Raw genomic sequence first — 13,387 nt, forward strand, 5'->3', positions numbered from 1 at the left:
GGGTCCGCGCAGTGTCGGTGATGCGCCGGGTCCGCGCAGTGTCGGTGATGCGCCGGGTCCGCGCAGTGTCGGTGATGCGCCGGGTCCGCGCAGTGTCGGTGATGCGCCGGGTCCGCGCAGTGTTTCATGCGCCGGGTCCGCGCGGTGGGTCAGTCGTGTTCGGCGGCCGCGACGACGGCCTCGTCCTCGGGCGGCGCCACCCGCCGGACGACCACCGTGCTGATCCGGTTGCGCCGCCCCGCCAGGCTCTCGGCGGTCAGCCGCAGCCCGGCCACCACCGCCTGCGACCCCGCGATCGGCACCCGTCCCAGCGCGTGCGCCAGCAGCCCGCCCACCGTCTCGACGTCGTCGACGTCGATCTCGGCGTGGAACAGCTCGGCCAGCTCGTCGACCGGCATCCGCGCGGTCACCCGCATGCCCCCGTCGGGCTGCGCCTCGACGCGGGGCGCCTCCTGGTCGTACTCGTCGGTGATCTCGCCGACGATCTCCTCGAGGATGTCCTCGATGGTGACGAGCCCGGCGGTGCCGCCGTACTCGTCGATGACGATGGCCAGGTGGATCTGGCGCGCCTGCATCTCGCGCAGGAGCTGGTCGATCGGCTTGCTCTCGGGCACGTACGTGGCCGGACGCATGATCGACTCGACCTTCGCGCCCGCGTCGCCGGACGACTCCTGCACCCGCCGCGCGATGTCCTTGAGGTAGGCGATGCCGATGACGTCGTCCTCGTTCTCGCCGACCACCGGCACCCGGGAGAAGCCGCTGCGCAGCGCGAGCGAGAGCGCCTGGTTGAGCGTCTTGCCGCGCTCGATGAAGACCATGTCGGTACGGGGCACCATGACCTCGCGCACCAGGGTGTCGCCGAGCTCGAACACCGAGTGGATCATCTCGCGCTCGTCCGGCTCGATCACCCTGCGCTCCTCGGCCAGGTCGACCAGGTCGCGCAGCTCGGCCTCCGAGGTGAACGGCCCGTCGCGGAAGCCCTTGCCGGGGGTCAGCGCGTTGCCCAGCAGGATCAGCAGCTTGGGCAGCGGCCCGAAGATCCTGGTCAGGCCGTAGACGAGGGGGGCGGCGGCCAGCGCGATCGGTTCGGCGTGCTGGCGGCCGAGGGTGCGCGGGGAGACGCCGACGATGACGTAGCTGACCACGATCATGACGGCGGCCGCGGCGGCATAGGCCCACCCCTGGTCGCCGAGCAGGTCGATGAACAGCAACGTGGCGATCACCGTGGCGACCAGCTCGCAGCTCAGCCGGAGCAGCAGCAGGAGGTTGAGGTAGCGGGGCGGGTCGGCGACGATGGCCTGCAGCCGCTCGGCTCCTCTCCGCCCCTCACGCACGAACTCCTCGGCGCGCACCCGGGAAATGCGGGACAAGGCCGTCTCGGCACTGGCGATCAGGCCTCCGATCACCACGAGACCGACGGCCGACAGCAGCCACGCGTTCACCGCTGGGTGCGCACCTCCCGCCACGACTCCAGGAGCTGGGCCTGCAGGCCGAACATCTCCTTGTGCTCCTCCGGTTCGGCGTGGTCGTAGCCGAGCAGGTGAAGGATGCCGTGCGTGAGCAGCAGGTCGAGCTCGTCGGCCGTGCTGTGGCCGGCGGTGGTGGCCTGCTTGGCCGCCACGTGCGGGCACAGCACCACGTCGCCGAGGAGCGCGGGATCGGGGCCGTTGTCGGCGTCGCCCCGCGCCCCGCCGCCGGGGCGCAGCTCGTCCATCGGGAAGGACAGCACGTCGGTGGGGCCGGGCTCGCCCATCCACTTCTCGTGCAGCTCGGCCATGACCCCCTCGTCGACCACGAGGATCGACAGCTCGGCGAGGGGGTTGACGCCCATCTCCTGCAGCACGTGCCCGGCGAGGGCGGCGAAACCCTGCTCGTCGACCTCGACGCCGGACTCGTTGTTGACCTCGATGCTCACGGTCGCTTCCCTCGTCGCTGCTGGTGGATCTGCTTCGGCTCCTGGAGCGCGTCGTAGCGCCCGTAGGCGTCGACGATGTCGCTGACCAGCTTGTGGCGCACCACGTCGGAGCTGCTCAGCCGCGCGAAGTGGATGTCGGGGATGCCGTCGAGGATCTCCTGCACCACGCGTAGACCGCTGACCGTGCCGGTGGGCAGGTCGACCTGGGTGACGTCACCGGTCACGACGATCTTGGAGTTGAAGCCCAGTCGCGTGAGGAACATCTTCATCTGCTCGGCCGAGGAGTTCTGCGCCTCGTCGAGGATGATGAAGGCGTCGTTGAGCGTGCGACCGCGCATGTACGCCAGCGGCGCGACCTCGATCGTGCCCGCGGCCATCAGCTTGGGGATGGACTCGGGGTCGACCATGTCGTGCAGCGCGTCGTAGAGCGGGCGCAGGTAGGGGTCGATCTTCTCGTAGAGCGTGCCGGGCAGGAAGCCGAGCCGCTCCCCCGCCTCGACCGCGGGCCTGGTCAGGATGATCCGGTTGACCTTCTTCTCCTGGAGCGCGCGTACGGCCTTCGCCATGGCGAGATAGGTCTTGCCGGTGCCGGCGGGGCCGATGCCGAACACGACCGTGTGCTTGTCGATCGCGTCGACGTAGCGCTTCTGGTTGACGGTCTTGGGCCGGATGGTGCGCCCGCGCGAGGAGAGGATGTCGAGGGACAGCACCTCGGCGGGGCGCTCGGAGGTCATCTTCAGCATGGCGATGCTGCGCTCGACGGCGTCGGCGGTCAGCTCGCCGCCGCTGCGCAGCACCTCGACCAGCTCCTCGAACAGGCGCACGACGGCGCCGCTCTCGTCGGGGCTGCCGGTGACGGTGATCTCGTTGCCGCGCACGTGGATGTCGGCGCGGAACGCGCCCTCGATGACGCGCAGCAACTCGTCGCGGGAGCCAAGGAGGGTGACCATCGGATATTCGTCCGGAATCAGCACCTTTGCCTGAGTGCGCGAGGGTGGTGCTGTTCTACGGGATTCGTTTAGCTCAGACATGGGCAGGCCTGTCGGCCTGATGCCTCCCGGTCTCGGTAGGGTGTTCTCACTTCATGGTAGCCGGGCACCCCCACCCGGCTCGCGTCAATATCAGCCGGGCGGCCAGGACAGCGCGCGCCCACCCAGAACATGCGCGTGCACGTGGAAAACGGTCTGGCCCGCGCCCGGTCCGGTGTTGAAGACCACGCGATAGCCACCCTCGGCCACACCCTCCTGCGTCGCCACGGCGTGCGCGCTCTTGAGCACGTCGTCGGCCAGGCCGTCGTCGGCCTGGGCCAGCGCGGCGGCGTCGGCGTGGTGAGCCTTGGGGATCACCAGCACATGCATGGGCGCCTGCGGATTGATGTCGCGAAAGGCCAGCGTCCTGTCGGTCTCGTAAACGATCTCGGCAGGAATCTCCTTCACCACGATCTTGCAGAAGAGACAGTCGGTCACGGTGGAACCCTATCGTCACTCGAGAGAAAGGAGGGGACCCGCTGTTGCCAATCGGTAATCCGTCATACCGTGCGCACAAAGATCCCCGCGGTTAGGGTGTGTGTGCGACAATCCACCGAAAACTAAGACGATTCAGGGTCGGGCGAGGCCACCTGGCGAGGACACGACTGGGTCATGCCCCCTAAGGAACCGCAAGAGCGTAAACCGCCCGGGAAGGCTGAGCGTCCCACTGATGTGACCACCGAAACCCTTCTGGCCGACAGGTCGTTAGGGGCGGTGCCGGTCGGGTGGGATGCCGACATGGCCGTGACTGCGCTCTACAGCGCCCACTTTCGGTCATTGGTGCGTCTCGCTGTGTTGCTGGTACGCGACATAGCAACCGCGGAGGAAGTCGTGCAGGACGCGTTCGTCGCCATCCATGGCGCCTGGCGCAGACTTCGCGACCCCGACAAAGCACTCGCCTACCTACGTCAGTCTGTCGTCAACCGGTCCCGTTCCGTGCTGCGTCACCGCGCGGTCGTCGAAAAGTACGCTCCCAAAGGCCTGCCCGACGCCCCGAGCGCCGAGAACGGCGCGATCGGCGAGCTTGAACGCTCGGCCGTCATCGAGGCACTGCGGGCCCTGCCCGCGCGACAGAGAGAGGCGCTCGTTCTTCGTTATTACGGTGACCTGTCCGAGGCCGAGATCGCCCATGCCATGGGCATCAGCAAGGGCGCCGTCAAGAGCCACACGGCTCGCGGCATGGCGGCCCTGCGTTCCGTTCTGGAGAAGATGTCATGACCCTGCCACCCGACGAGCACGGCGAGATCCTGCGCCGGGTGCTGCGCGCGGAGGCGGACGCGGTCGTGCCGTCTCCCGAGGGCTTGGAGATCATCCGCGCCCGCATCGAAAGGCGCGGGCTGCGGGGACTGTTCTGGTGGCGGGCGGGCGCCGCGGCGGCGGGCGCGGTTCTCGTGGCGGGGACGATCGTGATGGTCGTCCCCGACCTCCGCAACATGGTGATCGTCCCCGCGGTCCCCGTCGACAACGGCACCGAGCTGCCCCCCGACAACTCCTCGACCACCCGCCCGCCGGCCAAGCTGCCGCCGACGCGGCGCACCCAGCCCGCCGTCCCGCCGCCTCCCGTGACCCACTCACCGGCCACCGAGACCTCCGCGACGCACGCCCCGGTCAAGAAGACCCCGACGCCGACCCCCACCCCGACGCCGTGCGCCAAGGAAAGCGCGCAGCCGCGTGCGGAGGAGTGTCTCGACGCCACCCCGACGCCGACCCCGTCGGCCACGCCGTCCGAGACGACCCAGAACCCCGACAACCCCGACTGCAGCGCCGAGCAGTGCTCGCCCGAGGACCCCGCGCCCTCACCGAGCGAGATCGCCACCCCGCTGTCCAGCCCCTAGCGTCACCAGCGCCCCGTACGCGCCTGCACGACGGCGGCCGCCGCGACCCCCGCCGTGGAGGTGCGCAGCACCGTCGGCCCGAGCAGCACCGGCACGGCCTTCGCCGCCGTGAACCTGTCGAGCTCGTCCTCTGAGATCCCGCCCTCGGGCCCCACCACGAGCACGATGTCGCCCGCCACCGGCAGCTCGACGCTCGCCAGCCCCTCCTCCGCCTCCTCGTGCAGCACCAGCGCCAGCGCGGCCCCGGCCAGCAGCTCGGCCACCTGGGCCGTCGAGTGCTGCGGCGTCACCTGGGCGGCGTGGAACCTGCGGGCCTGCTTGCCCGCCTCCCTGGCCGTCGCCTGCCACTTCGCCAGCGACCTGGCCGCCCGCTCGCCCTTCCACTGCGTGACGCTGCGCGCCGCCGACCAGGGGACAATCACGTCGACGCCCGCCTCGGTCATCATCTCCACGGCCAGCTCGCCCCTGTCGCCCTTCGGCAGCCCCTGCACCACGACCAGCCGCGGCGACGGCGCGGGAACCTCGAAACGGCGCAGGACCTCCACCCGCAGGCCGTCCTTGAGCACTTCGACGGCCACACACTCGGCGACCGCGCCCGCCCCGTCGGTCAGGTCGATCCGCTCGCCCGCCCGGATACGCCGCACGGCCGCCGCGTGCCGCCCTTCGGGGCCGCCGAGAACGAACTGCGCACGGCCGAGATCAGCCGCGTCGGCGAGGAACACGGGCACGGTCACAGGAGCCTCCCCTGGGCGGGCGACGTAACGGCGGCCGGCCGGAGTCCCGCTGGAGCAGCGTGATGGACGGGCCCCGGCCGCGTGACCGCGGTAGGGCCGAGCCGGCCTGCCGTACCGGACGGTGGACTAACGGCCGTTGAAGGCGTCTCTCAGCCGGGAGAAGAACCCCTGCTGGCCGGGGGCGAACTTGCCCGGCGGACGCTCCTCACCGCGCAGCTTGGACAGCTCGCGCAGCAGGTCCTCCTGCGCCTGGTCGAGGCGGGTGGGCGTCTCCACGTTGACGTGGATCAGCAGGTCGCCGCGGCCCGTCTCGTTCAGGCGCTGGACGCCCCTGCCGTACATGGTGATGACCTGGCCCGACTGGGTGCCCGGCCGGACGTCGATCTCCTCGGCGCCGTCGAGCGTCTCCACCGTCAGCGACGTGCCGAGGGCCGCCGCTGTCATCGGGATCTGCACGGTGCAGTGGAGGTCGTCGCCGCGCCGCTCGAAGATCTCGTGCGGCTTCTCGACGATCTCCAGGAACAGGTCTCCGGGAGGGCCGCCGCCGGGGCCGACCTCGCCCTCGCCGGCCAGCTGGATGTGGGTGCCGTCCTCGACGCCCGCGGGGATGCGCACCTTGATCGTACGGCGGGTGCGGACCCGGCCGTCGCCCGAGCACTCCTGGCAGGGGTGGCGGATGATCGAGCCGAAGCCGCCGCACTGGGGGCACGGCCGCGAGGTCATGACCTGGCCCAGGAACGACCTGGTGACCTGGGAGATCTCACCGCGCCCCTGACACATGTCACAGGTGTCGGGGTGCGTGCCGGGAGCGGCGCCCGAACCGGAGCACACCTCGCACAGCACGGCCGTGTCGACGTTGAGCTCCCTGGTGGTGCCGAACGCCGACTCGCGCAGGTCGAGCTCGACCCTGATGGTCGCGTTGCGCCCTCTCCTGGCGCGCGAGCGGGGGCCTCGGGCGCCGCCCGCCGTGCCGAAGAAGGCGTCCATGATGTCGCTGAAGGGGAAGCCTGCGCCGAATCCGCCGGCTCCGGCACCCGCGCCCGCGCTCGCGAAGGGGTCGGCGCCCAGGTCGTACATCTGGCGCTTGTTGGGATCGGACAGGACCTCGTAGGCCTGCGTGATCTCCTTGAAGCGCTCCTGCGTCGCCGGATCGGGGTTCACATCGGGGTGCAGCTCGCGCGCCAGCCGACGATACGCCTTCTTGATCTCGTCCTGACTGGCGTCACGGCGCACCCCGAGGGTGCCGTAGTAGTCGTTTGCCACTTATCGACCTCTTATGATGCAGCCAGGATCTGGCTGACGTAGCGGGCCACCGCGCGTACAGCGCCCATCGTCACGGGGTAGTCCATCCGGGTGGGACCGAGCACGCCGAGGCGGGCCCCGGAACCGTACCCGGTGGCGACGAGGGAGGTGCCACGCAGTCCTGTGTAGGGGTTCTCCGAGCCGATCCTGACGGTGAGCGTGGTCGGCATGTCGGAAGTCTCGCCGAGCAGGCGCATGAGCACGACCTGCTCCTCCAGCGCCTCGAGCACGTCGCGCAGGCCCGTGGTGAAGTCGGCGCCCGCCAGGTTGGCCGCCCCGGCGAAGACGATCTTCTCGTCGTGGCGGTCGACCAGGGTCTCCAGCAGCACCGACAGGATCGTCGCCGCCGCCGGCCGGTCCTCGACCGGCAGCCGCTCGGGCAGGTCGGCTACCTGCTCGGGCACCTTGTTGAGCCCGCAGCCGTCGAGGCACGCGTTGAGCACCGCGCGCAGGTGCGCGACCCTCGACTCCTCGATCGGCTCGGGTAGCTCGATGACGCGCTGCTCGACCCGGCCGGTGTTCGTGATCAGCACGAACATCACCCGCCTGTCGCTCAGCGGGACCAGCTCCAGATGACGGACCGTCGACTGCGACAGCGTCGGGTACTGCACCACCGCCACCTGCCTGGTCAGCTGCGCCAGCAACCGAACCGTGCGGGTGACCACGTCGTCGAGGTCGACCGCACCGGCGAGGAACGTCTCGATCGCCCTGCGCTCGGCGGCCGAGAGCGGCTTGATCTGCGACAGCCTGTCCACGAAGAGCCGGTAGCCCTTGTCCGTCGGCACCCGTCCGGCGCTGGTGTGGGGCTGGGCGATGTAGCCCTGCTCCTCCAGCGCCGCCATGTCGTTCCTGACCGTGGCCGGGGAGACGTTCAGGTTGTGGCGCTCGGCCAGCGCCTTCGAGCCCACCGGTTCGTTGGTGGACACGTAGTCCTCGACAATGGCGCGGAGCACCGCAAGCTTCCGATCATCGAGCACGTGCTCACCTCCCTGCCTGTTGAGGAACGACAGGTCTAGCACTCTGTGTTCCCGAGTGCCAAGTGTACGGCTCTCGCCCACAAGGTGCGATGACACGCGGAGTCAAGCCGGCCGCAAGCCGTACGCCGACAATACTGTCCATGACCGACGTTCCACCGCCCCCCTGGCGGTACCCCGAAGAGGGGCCCTGGCGTCCTTCTCGTCGCGCGCCGCTGCCACACGACGATTTGCTACGGTCCCCCCATGTACGAGCGTGACGTCCTTGCGGGGAACTGGCGGCGCCCCGGCAAGGGGAAGATCCCGGTCGTGCCGGCCGAACGCGACCTGGTCGTGGAGGACGCCGACAGCGGGTTCTGCGGCGCGGTGGTGGCCTGCGACAAGGAGGCGGTCACGCTCGAGGACCGCTTCGGCAAGCGGCGGCTGTTCCCGCTGGCGCCCGCCGCGTTCCTGCTGGAAGGCAGGCCCGTGACCCTGGTACGGCCCGCCGCCGCCCCCGCCGGTCCCCGGCGCAGCGCCTCCGGCTCGATCGCCGTCGAGGGGCTGCGGGCCAGGGTCGCGCGGGAGAGCCGCATCTACGTCGAGGGCGTGCACGACGCCGCGCTCGTGGAGAAGATCTGGGGCCACGACCTGCGGGTCGAGGGCGTGGTCGTGGAGTACCTCGAGGGCGTGGACGACCTGCCCGCCATCGTGGCCGAGTTCGCGCCGGAACCGGGGCGCAGGCTCGGCGTGCTGGTCGACCACCTGGTTCCCGGCTCGAAGGAGAGCCGCATCGCCGCCCAGGTCACCTCCCCGCACGTGCTGGTCGTCGGGCACCCCTTCGTCGACATCTGGCAGGCGGTCAAGCCGTCCGTGCTGCGCATCCCCGCGTGGCCGGAGGTGCCGCGCGGACTACCGTGGAAGGAGGGCGTGATCGCCGCGCTGGGCTGGGGACTCGAACCGGCCGACGCGTGGCGCAGGATCCTCGGCGCCGTGTCCACCTATGCCGACCTCGAGCCGTCCCTGCTCGGCCGGGTCGAAGAGCTGATCGACTTCGTGACGGAGACATCATGAGCGAGAACCACCCGCAGCCGGACGGCGACGCCACCAGACGCGTCGAACGTTCCGACCTGCCGGGCTCCGGCCCGCAGCCCGGCGGCCCGCCCTCGGAGGGTCACGGCCTTCCCCAGGGTCACGACCAGGCGGGCGGCTACGGCCAGCCCTCCGGCGGGTATGGCCGGCCCTCCGGCGGGCACGCCCAGCCGCCCGGCGCTTACGGCCAGCCTTCCGGTGGGTACGGCCCGCCGCCCGGCGGTCACAGCGCACCCCAGGGTCACGGCACCCCCTCAGGCGGTTACGACCCCTCCCAGGGTTACGGCTCCGCCCAGAATTACGGCCCGCCCCAGGGTTACGGCCCTTCGCCCGGCCACGGCCCGTCCCAGGGTTACGGTCAGCCCTACGGCGCGCCCCAGGGCTACGGCCAGCCGCCCGGCTACGGCTCGCCCGGATACGGCCCTCCCGGCTACCCGCGCCCGCCGCATGTGCCCGGCCAGTTCGGCCCGCGGCCCGGCAGCGACGACACCAGCATGGCGATGCTCGCCCACCTGCTCGGCATCCTCACCGGCTTCGTCGGTCCGCTGATCCTCTACTTGGTCAAGCGTGACGAGTCCCCCTACGTCCGCGACCAGTCGGCGCAGGCGCTCAACTTCCAGATCACCGTGTTCATCGGGTACATCGTCTCCATCGTGCTGGCGTTCCTGCTGATCGGCTTCCTGCTGATGTTCGTGCTGTGGATCGCCTCGCTGATCTTCGCGATCATGGCGGCCATGGCGGCGAACCGGGGCGACAAGTACCGCTATCCCATCAACATCAACTTCGTCAGCTGACGCCGCGCCGGGCCCCTCGGCGACCGGGTGGGCAGGCATCGGTGTCCAGTGGGGCCTTCTCGTCCTCACACGGGCTTCCGAGCCTGCTCCACGGGCCGGTCGCAACCGGCCCGAACCGGCGCGCGGCATCCGACCGGCATCGACCACCCGGCACCGCCCGCACCAGACCGGCCTCGACGACCCGCACCTGACCGACCGACCTGGACCGCGCAGACCCGGCCCTCCCCCGCCGGCACGCAAGGCACGCGGCGCAGACCCGGCCCTCCCCGCCGGCACGGAGGGCATGCGACGCGGGGGATGGCGTGTGACGCGGGCTCGCCGCGCGGATCACATGGTCAGGTCGCGGATCAGGGCGTCGGCCAGCAGCCGGCCCCGCAGGGTGAGCACCATGCGCCCCGCCTTGAAGGGCTCGGTCTCCAGCAGCCCGTCACCCATCGCCCTGGCCACGGCCGTACGGGTGTTCGCGGCCACGTCGGCCAGCGGATAGCCGGAGGCCAGCCGCAACTCCAGCATCAGCCGCTCCACCTCGCGGTCGTCGGCGCCGAGCACCTCCCGCGCGTGCGCCGGTGAGGTGCCCGCGGCCAGGCGCTGGGCGTAGGCGGCCGGGTGCTTGACGTTCCACCAGCGGGTGCCGCCCACGTGGCTGTGCGCGCCGGGCCCGACCGCCCACCAGTCGCCGCCGGTCCAGTAGAGCAGGTTGTGCCGGCACCGGCCCGCGTCGGAGGTGGCCCAGTTCGACACCTCGTACCAGGCGAAGCCCGCCTCCGACAGCATCTCGTCGGCGATGACGTAGCGGTCGGCGGCCACGTCGTCGTCGGGCATCGGCAGCTCGCCGCGCCTGATCCTGGCCGCCAGCCTGGTGCCCTCCTCGACGATGAGCGAGTAGGCCGACACGTGGTCGGGCTCGGCCTCGATCGCCGCCCGCAGCGAGGCCCGCCAGTCGTCGTCGCTCTCTCCGGGGGTGCTGTAGATCAGGTCCAAGTTCACGTGGTCGAACCCGGCCCGCTTCGCCTCCTGAACGGCCTGCGCCGCCCGTCCGGGGGTGTGGTGCCGGTCGAGGACCTTCAGCACGTGATCCCTGGCGCTCTGCATGCCGAAGCTGACCCGGTTGAAGCCGCCCTCGCGCAGCCGTTCCAGGTAGGCGGGGTCGACGGACTCGGGGTTGGCCTCGGTCGTCACCTCGGCGCCTGCGGCCAGGCCGAACTCCTCGTCGATCGCGCGCAGGATCCTGGCCAGGTCCGCCGCGGGGAGCAGGGTGGGCGTGCCGCCGCCGAAGAAGACGGTCTCGACGGGCAGGTCGGCGTCGCCGAGGACGCGGCGGGCCAGCCGTACCTCCTCGATGGCGGTGTCGGCGTAGTCGCGGTGGGAGGCACCCGGGCCCAGTTCGGCGGCGGTGTAGGTGTTGAAGTCGCAGTAGCCGCAGCGCGTCACGCAGAAGGGGACGTGGACGTAGAAGCCGAAGGGGCGCTCGCCCAGGCCGTTCAGCGCGCTCGCGGGCAGTTCGCCTGACGCGGGCGCGGGGTCGCCGTCGGGAAGGGTGGATGGCACGCTTCCAGTCTGCCGTGCCCCGCGCACCACCCTGGCCCACCCCATTGACGGGCCGATCGCACCGGCCTACGATCCGGGTCAACTTAAAGGAAAGTTTCCTATAAGTTAGCCGACTGGAGACGCCTGTGAAGAGAGTCCTCGTCGTCCTTTCCTCCTTAGTCCTGGGCCTCACGGCGGTGGCGCTGCCCGCCGAGGCCCGCGGCGGGTTCAAGCGGGTCGCCTACTTCATCCAGTGGGGCGTCTACGGCAGGAACTTCCACGTCAAGGACATGGACACCAGCGGCGCCGCCGCCAAGCTGACCCACATCAACTACGCCTTCGGCTTCGTCGGCGCGGACGGCACCTGCGTCTCGGCCGACCCCTGGGCCGACTGGCAGCGCCCCGTCCCCGCCGAGCAGAGCGTGGACGGCGTCGCCGACGCGCCCGGCCAGGCGCTCAACGGCAACCTCAACCAGCTGCGCAAGCTCAAGGCCAAGCACCCGAAGCTGCGCGTGCTCCTCTCCCTCGGCGGGTGGACGGGCTCCCGCTACTTCTCCGACGCCGTCCTCACCCCCGAGTCGCGCGCCAAGCTGGCCACCTCCTGCGTCGACATGTGGCTGAAGGGCGACCTGCCGGGCCTCGAACCGGGCGCGGGCGCCGGTGTGTTCGACGGCCTCGACCTCGACTGGGAGTGGCCGGGCTCCGAAGGCGCTCCGGGCAACGTGATCAGGCCCGAGGACAAGCGCAACTTCACGCTGTTCCTGGCCGAACTCAGGTCGCGGATGGCCGCGCACTCCCGCTCCGCCGAGCTCACCGCGTTCCTGCCGGCATCGGCGGCGAAGATCGACGCCGGGTTCGAGGTGCGCAAGGTGTTCAGGCTGCTCGACTTCGCCACCGTCCAGGGATACGACCTGCGCGGCTCGTGGGAGTCGCGGACCGGGCACAACGGCAACCTCCTCACCGACCGGCGCGACCCGAACCCCGTGCGGTACAGCGTCGACCAGACCGTGCGCGACTACCTGTCGCGCGGTGCGCCCGCCCGGAAGATCGTCGTCGGCGTGCCCGCCTACGGGCAGGGCTGGACCGGCGTCACCGCGGGCGGCGACGGCCTGTACCAGCCCGCCTCGGGACCCGCGCCCGGCAAGTGGGCGGCGGGCAGCGAGGACTACAAGGACCTCGCGAGCAAGCCCGGCAAGCGGTACCGGGACCTGCGCACCGGCACCGTGTGGCTGTACGACGGCAACGAGTTCTGGTCGTACGACGATCCCGCGGTGATGACGCAGAAGGCCGCCTACATCCGACTCAAGGGGTTGGGCGGGTCGATGATGTGGTCCATCGACCAGGACGACGCCAAGGCCTCGCTCACCTCGGCGCTGTACCAGGTGCTCCGTTGACGGCGCCGCCACGGTAGGCGCTTCGGGGGGTTGTCTCGTGGGGACGGCGCAGGCGTTCGCACCGTCCCCACGCCCCGCTCCCCCGTTCCCCAGGACCAGCCCTTTCACCGACCGGGCCCATGCCTCTTCCCCGAGCGCACCCCTCCCACCCCGACCTCGCGACTCTTGCGCTTCCCCCGACGGCCCCGCTCCCGTACGGCGGAAGCCCTCGCTTCCCGGCCCGACCTCGCGACTCTTGCGCTTCCCCCCGACGGCCCCACTCCCGTACGGCGGAAGCCCTCGCTTCCCGGCCCGGCTTCCTTCTCCCCTTCCCGCGTTCTCGCGCCAAGGAGGAGTGCCCCCGCACACGGTCGTACCGCGTTGCCGGGTAGGAACCGGGGAGGCGAGGTCAGCAGGCCCGCCGGTGCAACGGCGACTCCTCGTCGAACCCGGCCAGCTGTAACAGGCTGTCCAGCGCGGCCTGCCGCATCTCCTCGACCGAGGACCCCTTCTCCCCGAAACACTCGGCCGCCACGTCGAGCACCGCCTCCACCACCGCCGAGTCGGGATACGGCACCTCGACGTGCACCCTTCCGTCGGATCCCACCTCGCTCGGCGTGAAATGCAGCCGCAACAGCCGCCGGGTCTCCTCGGCCACCGCCACACCCAGCACGGCGGCCTTGACGAACCGCTCGGACTCGACGATGTCGCCGTCCATGCCACCTCCACAGTCGGACATGTGTTCGATCCGAGAAGAAGCTACGGCACCGCACCGACAAAAACCGGCCGCCACGATCCACCCGCTCCGGCGGCCGGCCCCACCCCGGCAGCCAA

14 protein-coding genes are annotated in these 13,387 nt (G+C 70.8%); 5 read left to right on the forward strand and 9 right to left on the reverse strand.

Annotated features, from left to right (window positions below; translation table 11 throughout):
* Positions 1-149: 149 nt before the first annotated feature.
* From ABZX22_RS06615 to ABZX22_RS06630, 4 genes are all read right to left on the reverse strand, one after another.
* Complete coding sequence (locus tag ABZX22_RS06615) at positions 150-1,442, reverse strand: hemolysin family protein (protein WP_354906585.1); 1,293 nt, start codon at positions 1,440-1,442, stop codon at positions 150-152.
* Complete coding sequence (gene ybeY, locus ABZX22_RS06620) at positions 1,439-1,915, reverse strand: rRNA maturation RNase YbeY (protein WP_354906586.1); 477 nt, start codon at positions 1,913-1,915, stop codon at positions 1,439-1,441. The genes ABZX22_RS06615 and ybeY overlap by 4 nt, the downstream gene beginning before the upstream one ends.
* Complete coding sequence (locus ABZX22_RS06625) at positions 1,912-2,946, reverse strand: PhoH family protein (protein WP_354906587.1); 1,035 nt, start codon at positions 2,944-2,946, stop codon at positions 1,912-1,914. The genes ybeY and ABZX22_RS06625 overlap by 4 nt, the downstream gene beginning before the upstream one ends.
* 90 nt (positions 2,947-3,036) lie before the next feature.
* The gene (locus ABZX22_RS06630) at positions 3,037-3,381 is read right to left on the reverse strand and encodes a histidine triad nucleotide-binding protein (protein ID WP_354906588.1); all 345 of its coding nucleotides are present in this window, start codon (positions 3,379-3,381) and stop codon (positions 3,037-3,039) included.
* A 300-nt stretch (positions 3,382-3,681) separates the two neighbouring features.
* Here ABZX22_RS06630 and ABZX22_RS06635 point away from each other — a divergent pair, with 300 nt between their 5' ends.
* Both ABZX22_RS06635 and ABZX22_RS06640 read left to right on the forward strand, forming a co-directional pair.
* Positions 3,682-4,161: a SigE family RNA polymerase sigma factor gene (locus ABZX22_RS06635; RefSeq protein WP_183660508.1), complete on the forward strand. Its 480-nt coding sequence runs from the start codon at positions 3,682-3,684 to the stop codon at positions 4,159-4,161.
* The gene (locus ABZX22_RS06640) at positions 4,158-4,778 is read left to right on the forward strand and encodes a hypothetical protein (RefSeq protein ID WP_354906589.1); all 621 of its coding nucleotides are present in this window, start codon (positions 4,158-4,160) and stop codon (positions 4,776-4,778) included. The genes ABZX22_RS06635 and ABZX22_RS06640 overlap by 4 nt, the downstream gene beginning before the upstream one ends.
* Positions 4,779-4,780: 2 nt before the next feature.
* On the opposite strand, the gene ABZX22_RS06645 is transcribed toward ABZX22_RS06640, so the two are convergent.
* The 3 genes from ABZX22_RS06645 to hrcA all read right to left on the reverse strand — a co-directional run bounded on the left by ABZX22_RS06645 (position 4,781) and on the right by hrcA (position 7,791).
* Positions 4,781-5,512, reverse strand: a complete 732-nt coding sequence (locus tag ABZX22_RS06645) for a 16S rRNA (uracil(1498)-N(3))-methyltransferase (protein ID WP_354906590.1) — start codon at positions 5,510-5,512, stop codon at positions 4,781-4,783.
* 126 nt (positions 5,513-5,638) lie between these two features.
* Entirely contained in the window at positions 5,639-6,775 is a 1,137-nt protein-coding gene (dnaJ, locus tag ABZX22_RS06650) for a molecular chaperone DnaJ (RefSeq protein ID WP_354906591.1), read from the reverse strand.
* An 11-nt stretch (positions 6,776-6,786) separates the two neighbouring features.
* Complete coding sequence (gene hrcA / locus ABZX22_RS06655; RefSeq protein WP_354906592.1) at positions 6,787-7,791, reverse strand: heat-inducible transcriptional repressor HrcA; 1,005 nt, start codon at positions 7,789-7,791, stop codon at positions 6,787-6,789.
* 243 nt (positions 7,792-8,034) lie between these two features.
* Here hrcA and ABZX22_RS06660 point away from each other — a divergent pair, with 243 nt between their 5' ends.
* The gene (locus tag ABZX22_RS06660) at positions 8,035-8,841 is read left to right on the forward strand and encodes a DUF3097 domain-containing protein (protein WP_354906593.1); all 807 of its coding nucleotides are present in this window, start codon (positions 8,035-8,037) and stop codon (positions 8,839-8,841) included.
* Positions 8,838-9,653: a DUF4870 domain-containing protein gene (locus tag ABZX22_RS06665; protein ID WP_354906594.1), complete on the forward strand. Its 816-nt coding sequence runs from the start codon at positions 8,838-8,840 to the stop codon at positions 9,651-9,653. Before ABZX22_RS06660 ends, ABZX22_RS06665 begins: the two co-directional genes overlap by 4 nt.
* 327 nt (positions 9,654-9,980) lie before the next feature.
* On the opposite strand, the gene hemW is transcribed toward ABZX22_RS06665, so the two are convergent.
* The gene (hemW, locus tag ABZX22_RS06670) at positions 9,981-11,201 is read right to left on the reverse strand and encodes a radical SAM family heme chaperone HemW (protein ID WP_354906595.1); all 1,221 of its coding nucleotides are present in this window, start codon (positions 11,199-11,201) and stop codon (positions 9,981-9,983) included.
* A 125-nt stretch (positions 11,202-11,326) separates the two neighbouring features.
* On the opposite strand from hemW, the gene ABZX22_RS06675 reads away from it, so the two are divergent.
* Complete coding sequence (locus ABZX22_RS06675) at positions 11,327-12,574, forward strand: glycoside hydrolase family 18 protein (RefSeq protein WP_354906596.1); 1,248 nt, start codon at positions 11,327-11,329, stop codon at positions 12,572-12,574.
* Between the two features lie 388 nt (positions 12,575-12,962).
* On the opposite strand, the gene ABZX22_RS06680 is transcribed toward ABZX22_RS06675, so the two are convergent.
* Positions 12,963-13,271 (reverse strand): hypothetical protein, encoded by a 309-nt coding sequence (locus tag ABZX22_RS06680; RefSeq protein WP_354906597.1) that lies wholly within the window; start codon positions 13,269-13,271, stop codon positions 12,963-12,965.
* Positions 13,272-13,387 lie beyond the last annotated feature (116 nt).

Source organism: Nonomuraea sp. NPDC003804 (assembly GCF_040610675.1).
GTDB lineage: Bacteria > Actinomycetota > Actinomycetes > Streptosporangiales > Streptosporangiaceae > Nonomuraea.